The organism is Micromonospora sp. NPDC005203 (assembly GCF_042872705.1).
Taxonomy (GTDB): Bacteria; Actinomycetota; Actinomycetes; order Mycobacteriales; family Micromonosporaceae; genus Micromonospora.
In genome coordinates this window covers 262112-282371 of record NZ_JBIAKV010000002.1, presented here as the reverse complement: position 1 = coordinate 282371, position 20260 = coordinate 262112, and the positions used below count along the sequence as shown (strand labels likewise).

The window sequence follows — 20260 nt, the reverse complement described above, 5'->3', positions numbered from 1 at the left end:
GCAGTAGCGCGAATGCCCGACAGCGGCTCATGCCTGAGTCCGGTCCGCGCGCAGTAGCGCGAATGCCCGACAGCAGCTCATGCCTGAGTCCGGTCCGCGCGCAGTAGCGCAAATGCCCGACAGCGGCTCATGCCTGAGTCCGGTCCGCGCGCAGTAGCGCAAATGCCCGACAGCGGCTCATGCCTGAGTCCGGTCCGCGAGCGGTAGCGCCAATGGTCGCGGGTCAGAGCGTGAGCTGCCAGTCGGTCCAGGCGTCCACCGGGCGGAAGCCGAGCTGCTCGTTGACCGCCACCATGTAACCGTTGCTGGCCGCGTTCCAGGTGTCGATCACGCGGACCGCCGGCTCGTGGGTCAGCAGGTGGTGCAGGTTCTCGGCCTTGGCGATGAGGCCGAGCCGGTGCCCACGGTGGGCCGGGTCGACGATGGTGATCTGCTGGTACGCGTGCCAGTCGGCGGAGGCGCCCACGTCCAGCAGGGTCCAGGCGACCAGCCGACCGGTCGCCTCGTGGCGCATCCCGAGGTGGTAGCGCCGCCGACCCCGGGCGTCCAACGCCCGCTCGTTGCCGCGGATGCGCTCGGCGTCCACCTGCTCCGGCTCCCACTGCACGTCACCCATGGGCGCGTCCATCATCAGCCGGCCGTCGAGGTAGGCGATGTCCGCGACGTACTCCTGCGGGGTCGCTCCCTGCCAGCAGACCGACCGGTAGCCCTCGGCACGCGGTTGGGCCTCGGCCAGCGCCGCCCGCAGCGCGAGCCGGTCGATCTCGTCGACAACGAGCCGGCGGCGCACCTCGGCGAGGGCGGGCTGGGCACCGGTGGCGGCGGCGAACGCGTCGCCCGCCCCGCTTCGGGCCGGCCCGCCGGGCAGTGCGGAGACGGCCATCGCGACCATCCGCTTGCGGCCGCGCTCGCGGAGCAGGCGCACCCCGTACTCGTGCAGCGCCCGACCGACGCCTTGCCGCCGCAGATCGGGATGCACGGTCAGCTCCGCGCTGGCGTTGTCGGTGTTGTCGAGGTAGGGCAGGTCCAGTTGGAGGTGACCGGCCGGCACCCCGTCGAGCCGGGCCAGCGCCCAGAGCGACTCGACACCGGGCATCGGCGTGTGGAAGATCGCGTCGAAGCGTCGCCGACAGAAGGGTGGAAGGTCCGGCAGATCGGCGTCTTTGGCCGCCGCGCCGATCAGGTACGCCTCGTCGACCGCGACTCGGTCGGTGCCGTCGAACGACGCGATCGTGATGCTCATGGCGCTGAGCCTGCGCCCGGAAAAGCGATCGGGCCAGCGAATTACTCGCTGGCCCGATCGAACGTGGTCGGGAGGGACACTCGCACAACGCCTCCGGCGTTGGGTCGCAAGAACTTCAAAAGTCTTCGGCGAAATGCCCTCCCGCACGGAGCATCTTGCGCCGTCCGGTTCCTGCCGTCAAGTCCACAGCGGCGGGTTTTCCACACTCACAGCGAAATCTCAGTCACAGACTGATCCACTCGGCCCGCCTCGGACAACGCTTGATCCACCGGCCCGGCGAGACACAGCGCGACCCATCGCACCCGCGACCCACCGCAGCGCGACCCACCGCTTGATGCACTCGGTTTCATTGAAGTCGGGGTGTCCGACAGCGGGGACACCCCGACTTCCAGAAACCCGAGTGGACCAAGGCCAGCCAAGGCCGACGATACCCACAAAGCGGGCAAAGCGACCGTGACGCGGAGGCAGGGCAGGGCAGGGCAGGACGGTCAGGGCAGGGCAAGGCAGGGCCAGGGCCAGACGGTCAGCCGAGGAGGCCGGCGTCGCGGGCGGCGCGCAGCGAGGGCTTGATGTGGTGGGTCGGTCCGACCTCGCCGGCCACCGCGTCGACGGTCTTCAGACCTTCACCGGTGTTGAACACGACGGTCTCCGCGGCCGGGTCGAGCCGACCGGATTCGACGAGCTTGCGGAGCACCGCCACGGTCACCCCGCCCGCGGTCTCGGCGAAGACGCCCGTGGTGCGGGCCAGATCGCGGATGCCGGCGCGGATCTCGTCGTCGTCGGCGTACTCCATCCAGCCGCCGGTGCGGCGGACCGCCTCCAGCGCGTAGACGCCGGCGGCCGGGTCGCCGATGTTGAGCGACTTGGCGATGCCGGTGGGCTTGACCGGGATGATCGTGTCGGTGTCCGCGTGCAGCGCGGTGGCGATCGGGTTGCAACCGGCGGACTGGGCGCCGAAGACCTTCCAGCCGCCGGCCGGCGCCTCGACCAGGCCGATCTCCACCAGCTCGGAGAACGCCTTGTCGATCTTGGTGAGCAGCTCGCCGCTGGCCATCGGGATGACCACCTGCGCCGGGATGCGCCAGCCGAGCTGCTCGGCCACCTCGTAGCCGAGGGTCTTGGAGCCCTCCGCGTAGTACGGCCGGACGTTCACGTTGACGAACGCGGTGTCCTCGAACTCGTCAGTCTCCACCAACTCGCCGCAGAGTCGGTTGACGTCGTCGTACGAGCCGTCGATGGCGACCAGCTCGCCGCCGTAGACGGCGGTGGTGATGACCTTGCCCTGCTCCAGGTCACTGGGGATGAAGACCACCGAGGGCGCCCCGGCGCGGGCGGCGTGCGCGGCCACCGAGTTGGCCAGGTTGCCGGTGGACGCGCAGGCGAACCGGGTGAAGCCGAGCGCCTTCGCGGCGGTGAGCGCCACCGAGACGACCCGGTCCTTGAACGAGTGGGTCGGGTTGGCGCTGTCGTCCTTGACCCACAGCGGCGCGGTGATGCCCAGTTCGGCGGCGAGGTGCGGGGCCGCCACCAGCGGGGTCAGCCCCGGGTCGAGGGTGACCCGGCTGGCCGGGTCCTGACCGGCGGGGAGCAGTGCCGCGTAGCGCCAGATGTTCTCCGGGCCGGCCTCGATCTGCTCGCGGGTGACGGTGGCCAGTGCGGTGGTGTCGTAGTCGACTTCGAGGGGGCCGAAACACTCGTAGCAGGCGTGCTGGGCGACGAGCGGGTAACGGGCCGAACAGGCGCGACAGACCAGGGCGCGGGCGGGGCTGGCGGAGGTGTCGATGCCGGAGGCGGCGAGCGTCGACGTCATGTCGAGGGTCCTCTCATCTTTCCCCACATCGCACGGTGCGGCGGGGACGGAATTGGCACCTGCCCCACGGGTCGCTCAGCGGTGAGCGCGCGGGGTGGTTGCCGGGGCGTCGTCGGGCCGTATCCCTCAGCCCCTCTGGATGAGGTATGCAGTTGTGCCGTCGAGTCTAGGCAACTATCTCCGTCGCCTCTACCGCGGATCCCACGCTGTGAGCCGAACAACTCAGCGAGTTACCGGCGGCGGCGCCCCCCGAGGTAGATCGCCACGGCACCGAGGGCGGCCAGCAGGGCTCGCTGGGCCTGAGGGCACCGGCGGGTGGGTCAGCGGGCGCTCACCGCGACCGGGTCGACCACGGCGATCTGGTCCGTGGTCGCGGTCGACCGCGGCGGCGACGAGGGCCGAATCCGAGGCCGGGTGGCGAGGTTGGCGGCGACCAGCGCACCGATCGTGATGGCAGCCCCGACCAGCTCGATGGGCTCCGGGCGGTAGCCGCGGGCGATCTGCACCGCGAAGGTGGTGACCGGAACCAGGTTCATGAACAGCGCCGCGTTGGCGGCACCGAGCCGCTGCACACCGGTGTTCCAGGCCAGCACCGCGATCACCGCGCCGACGACCACGGCGTACGCCAACTGTGGGGTGACCGCCGCGAGGTCGGCGGCGGCCGGCGCGTGCTGCCAGCCGACGGCGTCCGCGCCGATGCTCGTGACCAGCATGGCCGCCGTGCCGGCGAGCGCCGTCAGGGTGGTGAAGCGCAGTGGGGACCAGTCGCCGAACCGGCTGGCACCGTGTGTGTAGATGCCCCAGCCGAGGACCGCGCCGATCATCATCAGCCCACCGAGACCGAACTGGCCGAGCCCGGCCAGGCTCCCGCGGGTGATCACCAGGCCGACTCCGAGGAGCGCCACCAGGGAGAGGGCCAGCAGGAGCGGCTTCGGCCGTACGCCGTCGCGCGCCCAGCGGACCAACTGGGTGATCAACGGGGTGGTAGCCACGAACAGGGCGATCTGCTGCGGGGCGGCGTGTTCGAGCGCCAGGTTGGTGAGCACGTTGAAGCCGGCGAAGCCGACCACGCCGAGCAGCACGATCTCGCCGGTCCGACCGCCGTGCCGCAGTGCGCCGGAACCTTCGCGGAGCAGCAGGATCGCGACCAGGATGGCGCTGGCGAGCAGGTAGCGGGCGGTGGTGAGGTTGAGCGGGTCGACCCGGGTCAGCGCACTGGCCAGGACCGGGAACATCACGCCCCAACCGAGCACGGCGAGCAGCGGGTAGGCGGCGGCACGGGGTCGCATCGTCAGCTCCAATGTTCGAGTATCGTCGAACCAACGACGTCGACCATAGGACGTTGTTCGAAGGTTGTCGAACAAGGGTTACACTGGTCACATGGAGCCGCACGAACCCGACCTGACCGACGTACCGGTCACCAGCGTGCTGGCCGCACTCGCCGACGACGTGCGGCTACAGATCGTGCGGGCGCTTGTCGAGAATGGCGAGGCGGCCTGCGGGAGCTTCGACTTCGGCGTCTCCAAGGCGACCCGCAGCCACCACCTCAAGGTCCTGCGCGAGGCCGGCCTGACCCGCACCCGGGCCGCCGGCACCAGCCGCCTGGTCCGGCTCCGCCGCGACGAACTGGACCGCCTCTACCCCGGCCTCCTGGACGCGGTGCTCGGCGCACGCACCTCGGCCTGACGCTCCCGCGTCGTCGCCCCAACCCTCGCGTGGGGCGGGTGCGACTGACCGGGCGCGTCGCCGGGGCCGCCTCGTCGAGGCTCCGGCGACGCGCGGTACGGGTGCAGTCAGATGACCATCGAGCTGGGCTCGGTCGCCGGCACCACTGGCGCGGGCCGAACGTCGCGGCGACGGGCGAGCAGCGTGTCGAGCGCCCAGGAACCCGGGCCGAGGGCCGCGACCAGCAGGAACGACCAGCAGAAGAGCGCCGACAGCTCACCACCGTTGTGCAGCGGCAGCAGATCGTCCGGCTGGTGCACGACGAAGTAGGCGTATGCCATCGAGCCGGATGCGAGGAGTGCGGCGGGCCGGGTGAAGAGCCCAGCCAGCACCAGTACGCCGCACACCAGTTGAATCAGTGCGGCCCACCAGCCCGGCCAGGTGCCGAGGGGTATCGCCGTACCGGTCATCGGATTGCCGCCGAACAACCCGAAGACCGAGGTCAGGCCGTGCAACGTGAACAGCAGGCCGATCACGATGCGGAACAGGGACAGGGTCGGCCCGCCGAGCCGAGAAGCGTTCATCGGTACCTCCATCGAAGGGTGCGGATCTCTTCAATGTGAGGCATGAAAGTATCGAAGGTTACAAGTTCCTTGCTAGTGGGAAAGTCCCTGGTCGGAATGTACCGGTGTCCACAGTCCCACGTCGAGCGCCCGTAACGTCGCAGGCGCGAGGCCATGTCCCCTGAGCTGCGGATAGAACAAATTCGAGGACGCGCCAATCGCCGTGGGCACGCTCCCATACTGTGGGTACGGCCTGTCGAGCTGCCCCACATCGGGGCAGATCCAGGCCCCCACCCCCTTGATCGCCTGCCGAAGAGCAGGAATTCGGTCGATCAAGGTCTTCGACCGACCCTAAATGAGTAATTCCTACCCCTACCTGGGGCGGTGGGCGCAGCCGACGGTCGGCAGTAACCGTCGGTCACCTCGCTGGGGCGGATGCGGTAGTGAGCGGCATGGCGAGCAGCCGAAACGGATGGCGAGCGCCCTTCGCCGCGAACCAGCCCTGTCCTGAGTTGGGCTTTACTCGTCTCTAAGCGAGCTGCCTTCCGGTCACGCGACTTCGCTCGCCGAGATGGCGTTGTTCTTGATCGTCCGCAGGATCGAGACCATACGATCGGCGTCGTCGTTGGAGAACAGGGCTTCGGGGCCGCGCGGCGCGACCCCGTTGAACGGGGACTCGTAGAGGCGCACCGGCTCCATGACACCGTTCATCGTCAGGTCGTTGATAATCAGGTTGATAAAGTCGAGTTGGGCGCCGTTGAGCGTCCGGTCGGTCAGGAACTCGCTGAACGCCTCCTGAGCCGCCGCCCGGTCCAGCCCGACCAGGGTTCGGATGAACAGGCCCAAGCCCTCGGAAGCACGCCGGGCCTGGTCAATGTCCTGCTTGTCACCGACACCGCTCTCGCCGAGCATCCGTTCCAGCTCGGCCAGGTCCGTGCCGGAAAGCTGCCGGTTGCGGCGCAGCTTCTGCACCGCTACATGGTCCTCGTGGGTCCACAGGTAGACGCGCATCTTCTCGCGGAATCGGTCCAGGTCGGTGCCGACACCGACACCAGCGAACGACATCTCGACGATCTGATCGATCTCGTCGGCAAAGTTGGTGTAGACCACGGCCCGTCGGGCCTTGGGCACAAGTCGGACCAAGCCACGGATCCGCCGTCGGGCCAGCTCCAGCATCGGCAGGGTGACGTCCTGCCACCACTCGTCGCCGGCAACCTCCTCTAGGAGCTGCTCCTGGGTGCGGATCACCGGAATCGTGGTCTGCTCTAGCAACACGGAGGCGATCTCCTGCACCTCGGTGCGGTGCCGATTGAATCGGCTGTCGGGCGTGAGCAGGCCAAGCTGCAATCGCAGGATCAGCAGGTCGAACCGCTTGGCTTCCTCGGCGTCGTCGCGCACCTCGCTGGGCAGACCGGCCAGCCCGGCGGCGAGTTCCGCCGAGGCTTCCGGAGAGAGCCAGTGCCAGTTCTCGATCTCGACGAAGTGCTGGACCCAACGGCGGTGCGGGCGCACAACGATGTTGTCCAGGCGCATGCCGCTTACCCTGTTGTGCAGTTCACGGGCGGTGTCCCAGCGCAGGCCGGCGATGCTGCGCGTACCGTCGGTGGCGTCGCTGTCGGTGGCGTCTGCGGCCTGGCGCTGGTCGAGCTGGTTGATCAGTTCGACCTTGGCCTTGAACAGTCGCTCCGTGAGTGACGGGCTGAGCGAGCCTTCGGTGGTGGGTGGGTTCTGGCCGAAGAACTCGAAGTTGCCGCAGAAGTCGAAGACAAAGAAGTCCTTCTTGTCGACGCCCGGGCCGAAGAGGTCGGGGCGCAGCCGGGTGCCCCGGCCGAGCATCTGCGCGAACTTGGTCTTGGATCGCACGATCTTGAAGAAGACCAGGTTGACGACGTCGGGCACATCAATGCCGGTGTCCAGCATGTCGACAGAGATAGCGATGTGTGGCTGGCGTTCCGTGATGGAGAAGGAATCGATCAGCCCTTGGGCTCTCTCGATCCGGTGGGTGATGATCCGGGCGAAGTCACCGCGGTAGTGCGGGTAGTTGGCGTCGAACCGCTCAGCAATCACCTGCGCGTGGCGGTTGTTCTTGGCGAAGATAATCGTCTTGCCGATCCGGTCGCCCCCGGCGACCCGATGGCCACGAGTCATCAGGAATTCAAGCGCCTTGTCAATCGTGTCGGCGTTAAAGAACCAGGTGTTGACCGCCGCAGGAACCACCTCGTCGGGCACCTCGCCGCCGTCACCCCACTCCAGCGCGTCCCACTCGTCCTTCTGCTCCTGGGTCAACTCGTCGTAGCGAAGCCCGAAGGTTGGAATCCGCAGATCGACCGCGACGGCACGCGGTGGCACAAGGTACTTCTCCGCAACGGCCTCTTCGAGCGTATAGGCGTCGGTGGGAACACCGTCCTCCAGATCGAACAGGCCGTAGGTGTTGCGGTCGACCTCGTTCTTCGGAGTGGCGGTCAGCCCGACGAGGAGCGAGTCGAAGTAGGAGAAGATCGTCCGGTACTTCTGATAGACCGACCGGTGGGCCTCGTCGACGACGACGAGATCGAAGTAGCCCGGCCCGAACCGGCGCAGGTCGCCGTCGGTCTGATTGATCAGGCTCAGCATGGTCGGGTACGTCGACACGTACACTCGCCCCTCGCCCACCTTGTCGCCGGTGAGGTTGACGGTGACTAAGTCGGGCAGGTGCTCGGTAAACGCCGCCGCAGCCTGCTTGACCAGCGCGAGGCGATCGGCCAGGAAGAGCACCCGCTTGACCCAGTTGGCCTTCATCAGCAACTCGACCAGGGCGATGACGGTCCGGGTCTTGCCCGCCCCGGTGGCCATCACCACGAGTGCCTTGCGCTGGTGATCGTCCTCGAAGGACTGCGAGATCAGCCGGATGGCCCGCTGCTGGTAGTGCCGCTCGACAATGTCGCTGTCGATGGTCAGATCAGCGAGCCGCTGACGGCTGGTCCGACGGTGCACCAGCAACTGCAACTCGTCCTTGGTGTAGAAACCCTGCACCGGCCGGGGCGGATACTGGATGTCGTCCCAGAGGGCAATCTCGTACCCGTTCGTATAGAAGATCACCGGCCGCTGCCCGTAGGCCGCCTCCAACGCATCGGCGTAGAGCTTCGCCTGCTGCTGACCGCTGATCGCGTCCCGCCGCGCCCGCTTCGCCTCGACCACGGCCAGGGGCTTGTCGTCGTCGCCCCACAGCACGTAATCCACCCGACCGTTGCCAGAGCCGTGTGGCAACCCGCTGACTGGAAACTCGCGGTCCCGCTCTTGGTCCAGCCGCCAGCCCGCCTCAGCGAGCAGCAAATCGATGAAGCGGTCGCGGGTCTCCTGCTCGTTGTAGTCGTGATCGTCCGGCCGCGCCGCGTTGGCGGCCTTCGCCGCCGCGATCTGTTTGCGCAGGGCGGCGATCTGGGCGTCCAGGGTGGCGTTCTTGCCCTCCGCCTCGGCCAGCTTCGCGTCGCGGGCCGCAAGCTGCGCGTCCAGCGCCTGGACCTCCGCCCTGCTCTGCGCCCGCACGTCCACCGGGCGCGGCACCAGTGCAGGATCAAAGGCAAGAGCACTCGGGGGTACGGCGGCAGGGTCGCGGGTGTAGCGCCGGGCAAGCCAGTAGGTCACATGAAACAGCTCGCGAACCACTGCCTCCGCGTCAGGCACCCGCCCACTACCGTGGACGGCATCGTTGCCCTGCTTGCGGATGATCTCCATCTTGGTGCGGATTGCATCCCCGACCAAGCTCCTCATGGCCGGGTGCGCGGTCATTGCCGCGAGCGTGTCCTTGTAGGGCCTACCAAGGGTCGCGTCGTAACGGTAGAGCCACTTCACCACGTGTTCTAGGCAGCGACGTGCGTAAAAACAGGCGGTACGCGGATTGACCGCAGCGTTCAGCTCTGCCTGCTCGGCCTCAGCGTACAGCTCCGGCCACTCGGCGCGCAGAAACACGAAGTTGCTCATCGACGAAGATCCCCCCAACGCGTGGACAGCCCTCGATCATCACACATCAGAGCTCGCCGCGAAAGGCCCGATCCTGGAGCGACGCGAACAGAGAATCTAGCTCGGCCAGATGCTGACGCTGCGCCGTCTTCATTTTCTCGATCGACTCCAACTGTCGAGCGAACTCGCGCTGCAACGAGAGTGGTGGCAGCTCGATCTGGACCTCTCGGAGCTTTGCTTTGGAGATATTTGGCATGGAGCCCGCAGAACCGCCTGCGAGATTTTGGATAACCCGGCGCTTCGAAGGAAATATTAGAAGCTGATGCAAGAAGGCGGGATCAACGTCCGCTTTATCGGCAAGCTTGAGTCTGAATATCAAATCCGGCATAAGAAGTCGCGGCACAGTTTCTTGCACGAGAACACATGCGGCGACCAATTCGCGAGTGTTCTTACGCGAAAACAGGAGGTCGCCTGCCTGAACCTCATCCTCCAAGTGCGGCTCAATACCATGCGGAAGAGCCTTATTTTGATCGGGATTAAATTCACATGAAGTGACGGCACCCAGCTTGAGCACACCCCATTCGCCATCCACCACCGGCCTATCCATGCATCGAGGGCTATGCCCACTCTGAATCTGCTGGAGCAACGACCCGAGTGGAACCCTAGGCCACCCTCGATCATTGCGGACAGGGTCCCCGAATAGCTCCAAAAAGATGGACTGAGTGAGCATTCGCAATCGGGTCAGTGCTGCACGCCTCTTAACGCGCAGGCCGTTTACCGAATCAAGAACATCCGCAGCCCTCTCTTGTTCGGGAAGCGGTGGCACCGGCATCTCAAGCCCTGCAATGTAGGACGCCGGAACCCTGCGCTGACCCGCACTACCTGTCATCCGCTGCTCGCCTGCGGTGCGAATTCTCGGATGACGCAGAAGGTGCAGCAAGAACCGCTCGTTTACGCGAGACCGATCAGGTCGAACCACATGGAATTCGGTCGATCCCGCACCTATTCGTGTACTTAATTCAGCTTGTGCGATCTTCCCATTCTCAAAGCAGGGTGTGATTTTTGCGACCAGTATGTCTCGATCCTCGAAGAGCGTGAACCCTTTAGACACCACCCGGAAAGACCGTTCTTCACGCGCCACCGCGGTACCTAGCTCGGCGTCCACTACCGCCATCGGCAAGAAGGCCACGACATCATCGAGATTAGGCTTGTCTACGATCCTCGGATTAATTGAGGCCAGTTCAGAGAGCTTAGCCACCGTGACAGTCCTCATTTGAGCATGTCCTTCAAGTCGGATATGCCCTGGAGAATCTCACCCTCTAGGCGTTCGAGGTCAGCAAGCACCTGCAGAGGCTGCTCGTATTCGACCTCCTCATAAAGGACCGTTTTGTAACGACCGAGACTAAGATCGTAGTTATTGCTGGCGATCTCCTCTTTCGCCACACAAAAGCTCTGCTCAGCACGCGTACGTTTACACTCGTCACCATTTCGCTCAGCCCAACGGGCTAGAGCATCTGGAAGATTGTTTGCGGCATAGTCGGCGCTAGCGAGTTCGACCGCCGGCCTTGGCCCTAGCTTATCGTTCGGGAGGAGCGGCACTCGCTTGTCATCTAGGCTCCAACCATCCGCGGAAACTTCGTAGTACCAAACGTTGTCAGTGCCGCCGCTGTCAGTCTTTGTAAAGACTAGGATGGCGGAAGACACTCCGGTGTACGGCCGAAAAACACCTCCCGGCAATTTCACCACACCGTCCAATTTGTGGTCTTCCACCAATACGCGTCTCACCTCTCTGTAGGCGGCGCCCGATCCCGAGAGCACGCCATCTGGCACGATTACTGCCGCTTGACCACCGGGCTTAAGTAAACGCAGAAAGAGTATCAGGAAAAGCAGCTCGGTTTTCCTGGTGCTGACCACCTGGGATAGGTCTATAGCCACACTATCGGTGTCGAGGCTGCCAGCGAAGGGCGGGTTGGCTAAGATGATTGAATACTTCTCAGCCTCGTCGGCGACGCTTTGCGCCAGGGAGTCGCGGTACTCAATGACCGGGTTCTCTACACCATGCAGCAACATGTTCATGCTGCCCACTCTGAGCATGGTGCTGTCAAAATCGAAGCCGTGGAACATATCGCGGTGGAAGTGCTTATTACGTTTGGAATCGTGGAAGAGGTAGGGATGCTCGCGGCGGACGTACTCACTAGCCTCCATGAGAAATCCGGCGCTGCCACAGGCCGGGTCGCAGATTATGTCATCGGGGCCAGGCGCGATCATCTCCACCATCAGTCGAATGATGTGTCGAGGGGTGCGGAACTGTCCGTTTTGGCCAGCGGTCGCGATCTTGCTTAGCAGGTATTCGTAGAGATCACCCTTGGTGTCCCGGTCTTCCATCGACACGGCGTTTAGCATGTCCACCACTCGGGACAAGAGTGCCGGGCTTGGAATGGTGAAGCGAGCGCCCTTCATATGGGTGGCGTAGGTCGAGCCATCACCGCCCAACGTGCGCAGGAACGGAAAGACGTGTTCACCGACCGTCTCGTACATGGCGCCCGGCTTAACATCCTTGAAGCGAGACCAGCGCAAATCCTCGTACGGCTTGCCCTTGGGGTCATTGCCTGACGGGTAAATCCGCCGATCTATCGGCTGCCCGGTGCGGGTGGCCTTGCGCTCCGCCAGCGTGTGCAGCTCGTCCAGCCGTCGGATGAACAGCAGGTAAGTGATCTGTTCGATCACTTCGAGCGGGTTCGAGATGCCGCCTGACCAGAAGGCGTCCCAGATCCGATCGATCCTGCTCTTCAGTTCACCAGTGATCACGAGACGTCGTCCCCCAGCGTGTGTGCGTCGTCCGAACCCGCAAGGCTACGACGCCGCAGAGCGCATGGGAACCCACGAGCTGGGCGTAAGCAGCAATGTCAACTTGCCGACTCGACCGAGTGCCCGGGAGGCGGCAGCGCGCCGATGTCGGATAGTGTCCGGCCCGACACAGTGCGCGAGACCGCTTCGCATCGAGGTCGGGAGGCACGGATGGCGAGCATCGAGGAAGTCAAGGGGGCGCTCGCGCAGGCTGCGGAGCAGGGCAACGCCACACACCAGCAAATCCGTGCCGCCGTAGAGGCCACCGAGCAAACCCTGGGTCGGCTTCGGGCTGTGGCCGCAGGCACCGGCCATCCGGCGCTCGCCGAGGCGATCTCCCGCGCCGAGCAGAGCAAGCAACGCCTCGTGGAGGCGATGACCCTGCTACAGGGCAGTTCTCAGGCAGCCCGCAATTACATGAACGTCCTCGGCTGACGAACGCTGCGGCCATAGGTGGCGGCACCCAGGACGGTCCGGCACGGGCGCCGAGGTGTTCACCATCGGTTGTGCAGGGCTGACCGAGGGTGCCCGTTTCGGTAGGGTCAGCGCAACTCGCATCGCCGAAGGGACGGCTCATGCCTCGCGTCATCATCCCAGTGGGTTTCAGCCTGGGGCCGCAGCACCGTTATGTGCGGCCTGCCGACCCGAAGCCCGAGTCGTGGGAAGTTCACCTCGGCGGGGACATGCTTGAGCTAACTGAGGACGAGTTCAGTGTCTACGGTGCCGCCTTCCTCGATCTGGAGGGCCACTCGAAGCTACGAGTTGATCGGGCTCGGCTGGTGGACTTGCTGCTCAACGCATCGAACCCGCAGCCGCAGGTCGAGAGCCTGGTCGGATCACTCATCGACCGTGGCTTGCTGCTGGAGTTCGACCCGGAGGGGCCGCTGGACGATCTGTTCCGGCGCTACCGGCTCTTCCCGACCGCCGAGGGGATGGGCTCGACGCCCGAAGAGCCCCACTACCACCGCATGGGCCACCACAACCGGGCGCTCGTGGCCGTGCAAAACGATGCTTATGTGATGTGGGCGTTCTCATTCGTTCACCCGAACCTCTGGGAGGCGTGTGCCTACTTTGCGCGGGCAGACGAAGAGGAGTTGGAGGAAAGCGAGGAGCCGATCGGCCTGACCGCAGAAGGAGTTGCCCGGGAACTCGCGCTCAACATGCCGATGATGATCGCCACGCAGTGCGCGTTCCTGGATCCAGTCGCGGTGCTGTGAGCTATCGCCGGCGGGGATACCGGAACGGATCGCGGCAGCAGGACGGCTATCTTCGCACCCTCCGATACGAGGCACCGAAGGAAGGCATCGGCAAGCTCGTTGAGAAGCTGAGCGAGTGGGGCGGGGCAGTCCTCGGCCTCGCAGCCGCCACTGCGGTAGCGAAGCAGGGCGTATCAGTCCCGCCAACTGTTCTGGCTGGATCCGGGCTCGTACTTGGCGCTGCTTCCGGGGCTGCCGCGAAGGCGATGGTGACGGCGGGGTTCGACACCCTGCGAGAGCGCCGCAGTGGACGTCGACTGCGCAATCCGACAGGTAGCGGCTCTGTCAGTGTGGGCGGCGTTGCCACAGAGATCGAGCAGGTCATCGCCTCGATAGAGGGAACCCATCAAGTCCTGCTCGGCGCCATGGATCGGATCAGCAACAACAGCGCTTGGCTGATGACGGTGCTCGCGGGCGCAAGCCCGTCAGTCTTGCAACAGGTCGGCGGCCAACTAACCGGCGCACGACGGTCGGTCCAGGAGGCGTGCACGCTGCTGCGCCTATCGAAGGACAACCTGCGGGGCTACCTGCGTTCCATCTGACTATGCCGTCTTGGGCTTCCCGGCGACATAGGTGCCCTTGCCCTGGTGGCCCTCGACCAGGCCGCGCTCGCGGAGAATCCGCAACGCCTGCTGGGCGGTGGTGACACTGATCTTGTAATGCTCGGCCAGTTGCGCCTAGGTGGGCAGTTTGTCGCCCGGCGCAAGTTCGCCCGCGCTGATCTGCGCGGTGATGGCGTCCACGACACGGATGTAGTCAGCAACGCGGTTGGGCATCAGGCGGTACTCCTCGCTCGGCCCAACCATTGCAACACGCCAACTTAGTTACCTACAACTTCGACGTTGACTTAAATAACTTAGACACCTATGATTGAGCTGCGGACCTCCTCGCTCGGCAGCAGGAGATTCGTCCCCCGGGCGTACGCCCGGTCCCCCTGCCGGGGCAGCGTGCATGGCGGTTCAGATGTCCCCCATCTGGGCTGGTTGTCGCGCTGCCCCGGCACCCCACCAAGCCCCGAGGAGGCCAACGTGACGGTGCCCGAGGCAAGCGCCGCCTGGGAGGTCGGCCAGGTGGCCGGCGAGCTGCGCGAGACGTACCTCGCCGTGGCCGCCGCGACCGTCCTGCTGGAGCGGACCAGCGCGGGCTGCGCCCACCCGGCGATTCGGCAGGCCCGGCGGCGCGGGGACGACGCCCTCGACCTGGCCGGCGAGGCAGAGCGCCAGCTCACCGATGGTGTACGCCGATTGCTTACCGACGCGGGCCATCCCAGCATCGGTGACCTGGTCGAGCTGTTGAACACCGTTCGCGATCAGTTGGGTGCCACAGCCGAACGGGTCGGGCAGTTCCCCGCGCGGATCAACGCCGCCAGCCGGCAACTCATCGACGCCGGCCAGCCCGACCCGGCCACCGAGGTGGCGAGCGGGCAGTGGTCCAGGGCCGCCGAACACCTCGACCTGATGTCGGAGAGCCTGACCGCCGCCGTCGCGGCGCTGACCTCGTACACCGAGGGGTTGTCCGGACCGACCACCTGAAGCAGGCCCGGGGCGGGTGCCGGGCTCCGGCCGGCGAGTGTCCGGGCAGACGCCGGTCGACCCCACCCGCCTCGGCGCCGAAGAGACGAGGAAGGGCCATGACGGAGTACGAGGAACAGCCGCGCTGGATCGTGCACCTGCCCACCACCCTGGCCAGCATCGACGGCGCGCGGGCACTGGCAGAGGCGCTACGCGACTCGCTCGGCCATGTCAGCGCCATCGACTTCGGCGAGACGACGCTGAGCGAGGAGGACCGCCAGTTCGTGCGTACCCGCGTCTGGTGCGACCACCGCCTCCCCGGCGGCGCCCGTTGCACCCTTCACGCCGACCACCCCGGCGGGTCTTGTGGAGCCCGCCCGGCACCGGTGGAAACATGCTCGGATGAGTCCCGAGAGCCGCCGCCGTAAGCGCGCCAAGCCCAGTCGCTCCGGCCAGCAGGTCGTGCGTCGGACCAGAGCCGTCGACCTGGACCAGTGCGACTGCCCGGCGTGCTCAGACCCTGACTTTGACCCGCAGAACTTCATCGACGACCTGGTCACCGAGGCTGCCGACCTGATCAAGACGAACGATCCGATCGAGGCCGAGTTGTTCGCCGCGACGATCCTCTCCGCCGGTGACCTTGCCGGCGAGGGCTTCGCCGAGGCGCTCAACGACGGCATGCTGCCGGCCGTCGCCGACATCGGCACGCCGGATTGGCCTTCAACGAACGGCAGGTGTTGGGCGGCGCGGGTGGGGTATCGGCGGCGACCGCTGAGGCGCGGATCGGGCAGGTGTACGCCGAATACGACAATCGGCGACGCGCGGTGCCGGCTGAGGAGGCACGCCAGCAGGAGGAGCAGGACCTCGCCGAGCTTTTGACGTTCGAACGCCGCGACCGCCTCGACTAAGGAACACCAGACGGCATTGCGTGATCCGGCGAGCGATGTCACAAACGATTCAGCTCCAAAGCCGCACCGGGAGGAGTCCCCCGCCAGACGAGCGGTGCAGCAAGGGGGGCGGGGATGCAACGCCGGTCCAGATCTGGGGCAGCTCGACAGGGCCCGCGACAGTCGAGGCCGGGCGACGGCGGCACGCCCCCGTGAGCGAGGATCAGCGGATGATCCTCCGCGACACGGCAGCATGGCGACGGATCAGCGCAACGGCGGCGGCGGCTCTTGTCCTTGGCGCCTGCACTGCTGAAGACCATCGGAGTCAGGCCGAAGACGGCCCGCGCAAGCCGCCGACCGCGCCCAGCCCATCGGCAAGCATCGACCCGTGCCCGGCCACCGGCGTCCGGATCCGCTCGACCGGTGGCGACGCCGCGATGGGCCTACGCGCCCTCGGCCTGGAGCTGATCAACTGCGGCGACCGCCCCTACCAGCTCAACGGATACCCGGTGCTGCACGTGTTCGACGAGCACCGCGAACCGGTCCTGCTGCGTGTGGTCAACGGTGGCAAGGAGATCACCTCGGGCTTCGACCAACCGCCCCGGGAGGTCACCCTCGCCCCCAACGATCGGGCCACGGCCGTGCTGCTCTGGCGCAACCTCGTCACCGACCCGACGGTGGTGGCCACCAACGGCGAGTACCTGACGGTGGCACCCGCGGCCGGGCAGCCGGCCGAGGAGGTCGATCCGGACGGCCCGATCGACTTGGGCAACACCGGCCGGATCGGCGTCAGCGCCTGGAAGAAGGGCTAGGACGTGATGTCCTTGCGGGTGAAGCGCCAGAACGCCAGCCCCCAGAACAGCGTCGCGTAACCGATCGCCGAGATGCAGCCGCGCACCACGTCGTCGGTCTGCACCGGGGTCGAGAGCAACCCCAGCCAGGCGGTGCTGAAGTGGGTGGGCAGGAAGTCGCGCAACGCGCCCAGGGCGGTGATCTGGTCCAGGATGCTGGACAGGATCCAGAGCAGCACCGCGCCGCCGACCGCGCCGAGCGCGGCGTCCGTAATCACCGACAGCAGGAACGCCAACCCGGCCACCACCAGCAGTACGACCGCCAGGTAGCCGAGCACGGCCAGCAACCGGAGCAGCCCCTCGGTGGGTTCCAGCTCGGCGGCGACCGTGCTGCGCAGCGGCGACCAGCCGTAGCGCAGGGTGCCGGCCAGCAACGCGGTGCCGGCCAACAAGACAAGAGCCAGTCCCGAGTACGCGAGTGCGACCACCAGCTTCACCGTCAGCAACCTGGCCCGGGGCACCGGGATCGCCAGCAGGTACCGCAGGCTGCCCCAGCTCGCCTCACTGGCCACCGTGTCGCCACAGAACAGCGCGACCACCACCACCAGCAGGAACGACGCCGACACGAAGATCGAGAAGAGGGTGAAGTTGAGGCCGCCGGAGGTGGCCAGGTCCACCAGACTGGCGAACTCGTTGTTGCCGTTGTCGTCGTCGCCACCGGAGTTGAGCTGGAACGCGATCAGGATGACCAACGGCAGCAGCACCATGAACCCGAGCGCCAGCTGGGTCCGCCGCCGGGACGCCTGCCGACGGAACTCGGCCACGAACGGCATGGTGGCCGACGGCCGGTAGCCCTGGGCCTCACCCGCGCCAGTAACAGCCATCACCGGTCACCGCTTCCCCGAGAGTTGTCGCCCACCAGGGCGAGGAACGCGTCCTCCAGGCGGCGTCGCGGCACCACCCGGTCCACCCCGATGCCGGCGCGCACCAGCTCGGCCACCACCTCGCTGCGAGCCGTGCCGTTGGTGTCGACCACCAACTGGCCGTCGCTCTCGGGCAGCACCCGCACCCCGTGCAGCCGGTCCAGCACCGCCCGCGCCGCCACCGGGTCACTGACGTCGAAGAGCACGCTTGGCGACTCGCCCACGATCTCCTCCACCGGCCCGGACGCCACGATCCGGCCCTTGTTCACCACCACCGCGTGGGTGCACGTCTGCTCCACCTCGGCCAACAGGTGGCTGGAGACCAGCACCGCCCGCCCGTCCGTGGCGTACCGCTGGAGCACCCGGCGCATCTCGGCGATCTGCGGCGGGTCGAGCCCGTCCGTCGGCTCGTCCAACACCAGCAGCTCGGGCAGCCCGAGCATCGCCTGGGCGATGGCCAGCCGCTGGCGCATGCCGTGGCTGTAGTTCTTGGTCTTGCGCTGTACGGAGTCGCCCAGCCCGGCGATCTCCAGGGCCGCGTCGAACTGGGCGTCCTTCCACGGCCGGCCGGTGGCCCGCCAGTATGCCCTCAGGTTCTCCAACCCGCTCAGGTGCGGCAGGAAGCCGGGTCCCTCGACCAGCGCGCCGATCCGGGACAGCACCGGCGAGCCGGGCACCAGCCGGCGACCGAAGACGTAGATCTCCCCGGCGGTCGGCTGGGTCAACCCCATCAGCACCCGCAGGGTGGTGGTCTTACCGGCGCCGTTGGGTCCGAGCAGACCCACCACCTGACCCGGGTGCACCTCGAAGTCGACGTTCGACACCGCCACGAAGCCGTCCGCGTACTCCTTGCGCAGCGCGCGCACGGCCAACGGCGTGTCGGCGTACTCCGGATGCACCGACCGGTCCTCGCGGCGATGCCGGCGGCGCAGCACGGCGACGACCACGACGAGGCCGATCGCGATGGCGGCGAGCAGACCGGCGAGCACCCAGCGCCACAGGGTCGCGGTGGTGGGGATCGGCCCGCCGTCGACCGTGGGCAGGCTGACCGCGCCGTCCGCCGACACCGTGTAGACGGTCGGCTCGGCGGGCGTCGTGTACGCCTGGTCCGAGGTGGCCACCACCAGCCGCAGCCGGTGCCCGGCCTCCACCCGGCGGACGATCCCGGGCAGCGTCACGGTGACCGGGGCGGCGTCCTGCACCTGCTGCGGCAGGCCGGTGAGCCGGATCGGGGCGACCAGGCCGTTCGGCAGGGTCGCCGCGCCGTCCTTGTCGACGTCGTAGAGCTTGACGAAGAGCACCGCCGTGCCGGTCGGCGACGCGGCCCGCAGGGTGACGGTGGGCGCACCTGCCACGTCCACCGCCTCGGTCAGCGGCGTCGACTCGAACCGGGCGTGCTGGCCGGGAACGTCACCGGCCACGCCGTCCAGCAGGGAGGTGAGCCCACCGGCGAACGGGATCGAGGAGATGGCGGCCGGGTTGCCGTTCGGCGGGTTCGCGATCGGCTGGGCCGGCCCGGCGACCGTGACCTCCCGGCGGGCGTTGCCGGTCAGACCCGGATAGTCGGCGCGGCGGAATCCGGTCGCGACCAGACCCCGGTCGAGCGCGTCGAAGCCGGCGATCCGCGACCAGGTGAAGTCGTCACCGGGCGCTTTGCCCTCGCCCTTGACGTAGTGGTCGAGCCACTGGACGGTCAGGAACTTCACCCGGTCGGAGTCCGACCGGGGTCCACTGCCACCGTCGTGCCCACCGGTGAACCAGGCGACCCGGACCGGGGTGCCGGTGGCGGCGATGCCCTTCGCGTTCGCGTCCGCCTCGCCGAGCGGGAAAAGCGTGTCCGCCTCGCCCTGTACCAGCAGGGTGGGTGCCTTGATCCGGTCCAGTACGCCCGCCGGGCTGGAGCGGCGCAGCAGGTCCACGGCCGCCTGATCGGCCCGCCCGGTGGTGGCGATCCGCAGGTACGCGGCGCACACGTCGGCCGCGAACCGGCCGCAGGACGGGTCGGCCGCACCGGCCGGGGCACCACCGGGACCGCTGCCCGGACCGGCGCCCGGCCCCGGGCTGGGCGGGCCCGCCGACGCCGGTGCGCCCTGCGGCTGGGCGGCGGTCCCGCCGGAGAGCCCCGCCGGGCCGGAACCCACGTTGCCGCCGCCGCCGAAGAAGAGACCGGCCCAGCCCTTCTTGAACACGCCCTCGGTCGGCGCCCCACCGGTGCTCTCCGGCAGGAAGGCACGGGACAGGTCGTTCCAGGTGATCATGGGGACGATCGCGTCGACCCGACGGTCCTGGGCGGCCAGCAACAGCGCCAACCCACCGCCGTACGAGCCGCCGACCACACCGACCTTCGGGTCACCGGCGGCGTCGGTGCGGACCTCCGGTCGGGCGGCCAGCCAGTCCAGCAGCCGAGACGCGTCGCGCACCTCGTGGTCCGGGTTGTCCAGATGGATCTCGCCACCACTGCGGCCGAAACCCCGCGCGGTCCAGGTGAGCACCGCGTAGCCGCGCCCGGCGAACTCCTCCGCGTCGGAGCGCACCGACTCCTTGGTGCCGCCGAACCCGTGTGCCAACAGCACCGCCGGGACCTTCCGACCGGATGACGCGTCGTCGGGCAGGTAGAAGGTGGTGTCGAGGTCCACCGGCTGGTCGTCGGACGGTCCGGAGCGGACGGTGAGCATCTCGCTCGTGCTGCGAACGCCCGACCCGTGCGGCCACACCGCCCACGTCACGGCGGCGGCCAGCAGCACGACGACCGCCGCCGCGGCGATCGCGCGGCGTCGGGTGGGCAGGGCACGCCGAAACCAGGCGGCCGGCGACGGCGATGTCAT

General features: G+C 67.3%; 18 protein-coding genes and 1 riboswitch. Of the genes, 8 read left to right on the top strand and 10 right to left on the bottom strand.

Annotated elements, in window-relative coordinates; all coding sequences use genetic code 11:
- Nucleotides 1–223 precede the first annotated feature (223 nt).
- From ACFYPM_RS06510 to ACFYPM_RS06500, 3 genes are all read right to left on the bottom strand, one after another.
- Nucleotides 224–1243 carry a GNAT family N-acetyltransferase gene (locus ACFYPM_RS06510; RefSeq protein WP_387191917.1) on the bottom strand — a complete coding sequence of 340 codons (1020 nt, stop codon included), beginning with the start codon at nt 1241–1243 and terminating at the stop codon, nt 224–226.
- A gap of 523 nt (nt 1244–1766) precedes the next feature.
- Nucleotides 1767–3053: a threonine synthase gene (gene thrC / locus ACFYPM_RS06505; RefSeq protein WP_387191915.1), complete on the bottom strand. Its 1287-nt coding sequence runs from the start codon at nt 3051–3053 to the stop codon at nt 1767–1769.
- Nucleotides 3054–3063: 10 nt separating this feature from the next.
- A riboswitch (SAM riboswitch) is annotated at nt 3064–3199 on the bottom strand.
- A 174-nt stretch (nt 3200–3373) separates the two neighbouring features.
- Nucleotides 3374–4342, bottom strand: a complete 969-nt coding sequence (locus ACFYPM_RS06500; protein ID WP_387191913.1) for a DMT family transporter — start codon at nt 4340–4342, stop codon at nt 3374–3376.
- 91 nt (nt 4343–4433) lie between these two features.
- Between ACFYPM_RS06500 and ACFYPM_RS06495 the strand changes: the two genes are divergently transcribed.
- Nucleotides 4434–4739: an ArsR/SmtB family transcription factor gene (locus ACFYPM_RS06495; protein WP_387191911.1), complete on the top strand. Its 306-nt coding sequence runs from the start codon at nt 4434–4436 to the stop codon at nt 4737–4739.
- Nucleotides 4740–4846: 107 nt separating this feature from the next.
- Here ACFYPM_RS06495 and ACFYPM_RS06490 read toward each other — a convergent pair whose 3' ends face one another.
- The 4 genes from ACFYPM_RS06490 to ACFYPM_RS06475 form a co-directional block, all read right to left on the bottom strand.
- The gene (locus ACFYPM_RS06490; RefSeq protein ID WP_387191909.1) at nt 4847–5302 is read right to left on the bottom strand and encodes a DoxX family protein; all 456 of its coding nucleotides are present in this window, start codon (nt 5300–5302) and stop codon (nt 4847–4849) included.
- A gap of 528 nt (nt 5303–5830) precedes the next feature.
- Nucleotides 5831–9241, bottom strand: coding sequence for a DEAD/DEAH box helicase family protein (locus ACFYPM_RS06485; RefSeq protein WP_387191907.1), 3411 nt, complete (start codon nt 9239–9241; stop codon nt 5831–5833).
- 46 nt (nt 9242–9287) lie between these two features.
- Complete coding sequence (locus ACFYPM_RS06480; RefSeq protein ID WP_387191906.1) at nt 9288–10478, bottom strand: hypothetical protein; 1191 nt, start codon at nt 10476–10478, stop codon at nt 9288–9290.
- Between the two features lie 11 nt (nt 10479–10489).
- The gene (locus tag ACFYPM_RS06475; RefSeq protein WP_387191904.1) at nt 10490–12028 is read right to left on the bottom strand and encodes an N-6 DNA methylase; all 1539 of its coding nucleotides are present in this window, start codon (nt 12026–12028) and stop codon (nt 10490–10492) included.
- A gap of 210 nt (nt 12029–12238) precedes the next feature.
- On the opposite strand from ACFYPM_RS06475, the gene ACFYPM_RS06470 reads away from it, so the two are divergent.
- The 3 genes from ACFYPM_RS06470 (at nt 12239) to ACFYPM_RS06460 (ending at nt 13865) form a co-directional block, all read left to right on the top strand.
- Nucleotides 12239–12502 carry a hypothetical protein gene (locus ACFYPM_RS06470; RefSeq protein ID WP_387191902.1) on the top strand — a complete coding sequence of 88 codons (264 nt, stop codon included), beginning with the start codon at nt 12239–12241 and terminating at the stop codon, nt 12500–12502.
- Between the two features lie 140 nt (nt 12503–12642).
- Nucleotides 12643–13284 (top strand): hypothetical protein, encoded by a 642-nt coding sequence (locus tag ACFYPM_RS06465; protein WP_387191900.1) that lies wholly within the window; start codon nt 12643–12645, stop codon nt 13282–13284.
- Nucleotides 13281–13865 carry a hypothetical protein gene (locus tag ACFYPM_RS06460; protein WP_387191898.1) on the top strand — a complete coding sequence of 195 codons (585 nt, stop codon included), beginning with the start codon at nt 13281–13283 and terminating at the stop codon, nt 13863–13865. Before ACFYPM_RS06465 ends, ACFYPM_RS06460 begins: the two co-directional genes overlap by 4 nt.
- Here the strand turns inward: ACFYPM_RS06460 and ACFYPM_RS06455 are convergent, their stop codons facing one another.
- A complete protein-coding gene (locus tag ACFYPM_RS06455; RefSeq protein WP_387193358.1) occupies nt 13866–13994 on the bottom strand; it encodes a GntR family transcriptional regulator in 129 nt (42 codons plus the stop codon).
- A gap of 357 nt (nt 13995–14351) precedes the next feature.
- Between ACFYPM_RS06455 and ACFYPM_RS06450 the strand changes: the two genes are divergently transcribed.
- The 4 genes from ACFYPM_RS06450 to ACFYPM_RS06435 all read left to right on the top strand — a co-directional run bounded on the left by ACFYPM_RS06450 (nt 14352) and on the right by ACFYPM_RS06435 (nt 16533).
- Complete coding sequence (locus ACFYPM_RS06450; protein ID WP_387191896.1) at nt 14352–14855, top strand: hypothetical protein; 504 nt, start codon at nt 14352–14354, stop codon at nt 14853–14855.
- 98 nt (nt 14856–14953) lie between these two features.
- Nucleotides 14954–15262, top strand: a complete 309-nt coding sequence (locus ACFYPM_RS06445) for a hypothetical protein (RefSeq protein WP_387191894.1) — start codon at nt 14954–14956, stop codon at nt 15260–15262.
- Entirely contained in the window at nt 15237–15713 is a 477-nt protein-coding gene (locus ACFYPM_RS06440; protein WP_387191892.1) for a hypothetical protein, read from the top strand. Before ACFYPM_RS06445 ends, ACFYPM_RS06440 begins: the two co-directional genes overlap by 26 nt.
- 238 nt (nt 15714–15951) lie before the next feature.
- On the top strand, nt 15952–16533 hold the full coding sequence (locus ACFYPM_RS06435) for a DUF4232 domain-containing protein (protein ID WP_387191890.1): 582 nt from the start codon (nt 15952–15954) through the stop codon (nt 16531–16533).
- Here ACFYPM_RS06435 and ACFYPM_RS06430 read toward each other — a convergent pair.
- Nucleotides 16530–17396, bottom strand: coding sequence for an ABC transporter permease (locus tag ACFYPM_RS06430; protein WP_387191888.1), 867 nt, complete (start codon nt 17394–17396; stop codon nt 16530–16532). The two genes, ACFYPM_RS06435 and ACFYPM_RS06430, sit on opposite strands and share 4 nt — an antisense overlap.
- On the bottom strand, nt 17396–20260 hold the full coding sequence (locus tag ACFYPM_RS06425; protein ID WP_387191886.1) for an alpha/beta fold hydrolase: 2865 nt from the start codon (nt 20258–20260) through the stop codon (nt 17396–17398). Before ACFYPM_RS06425 ends, ACFYPM_RS06430 begins: the two co-directional genes overlap by 1 nt.

Excerpts from the sequence above, each read along its gene's own strand:
- ACFYPM_RS06495 (WP_387191911.1), top strand. The coding sequence starts at position 4,434 with ATGGAGCCGCACGAACCCGACCTGACCGACGTACCGGTCACCAGCGTG.
- ACFYPM_RS06435 (WP_387191890.1), top strand. The coding sequence starts at position 15,952 with ATGATCCTCCGCGACACGGCAGCATGGCGACGGATCAGCGCAACGGCG.
- ACFYPM_RS06490 (WP_387191909.1), bottom strand. The coding sequence starts at position 5,302 with ATGAACGCTTCTCGGCTCGGCGGGCCGACCCTGTCCCTGTTCCGCATC.
- thrC (WP_387191915.1), bottom strand. The coding sequence starts at position 3,053 with ATGACGTCGACGCTCGCCGCCTCCGGCATCGACACCTCCGCCAGCCCC.
- ACFYPM_RS06510 (WP_387191917.1), bottom strand. The coding sequence starts at position 1,243 with ATGAGCATCACGATCGCGTCGTTCGACGGCACCGACCGAGTCGCGGTC.
- ACFYPM_RS06465 (WP_387191900.1), top strand. The coding sequence starts at position 12,643 with ATGCCTCGCGTCATCATCCCAGTGGGTTTCAGCCTGGGGCCGCAGCAC.
- ACFYPM_RS06470 (WP_387191902.1), top strand. The coding sequence starts at position 12,239 with ATGGCGAGCATCGAGGAAGTCAAGGGGGCGCTCGCGCAGGCTGCGGAG.
- ACFYPM_RS06485 (WP_387191907.1), bottom strand. The coding sequence starts at position 9,241 with ATGAGCAACTTCGTGTTTCTGCGCGCCGAGTGGCCGGAGCTGTACGCT.
- ACFYPM_RS06500 (WP_387191913.1), bottom strand. The coding sequence starts at position 4,342 with ATGCGACCCCGTGCCGCCGCCTACCCGCTGCTCGCCGTGCTCGGTTGG.
- ACFYPM_RS06440 (WP_387191892.1), top strand. The coding sequence starts at position 15,237 with ATGAGTCCCGAGAGCCGCCGCCGTAAGCGCGCCAAGCCCAGTCGCTCC.
- ACFYPM_RS06445 (WP_387191894.1), top strand. The coding sequence starts at position 14,954 with ATGACGGAGTACGAGGAACAGCCGCGCTGGATCGTGCACCTGCCCACC.
- ACFYPM_RS06425 (WP_387191886.1), bottom strand. The coding sequence starts at position 20,260 with ATGACATCGCCGTCGCCGGCCGCCTGGTTTCGGCGTGCCCTGCCCACC.
- ACFYPM_RS06430 (WP_387191888.1), bottom strand. The coding sequence starts at position 17,396 with ATGGCTGTTACTGGCGCGGGTGAGGCCCAGGGCTACCGGCCGTCGGCC.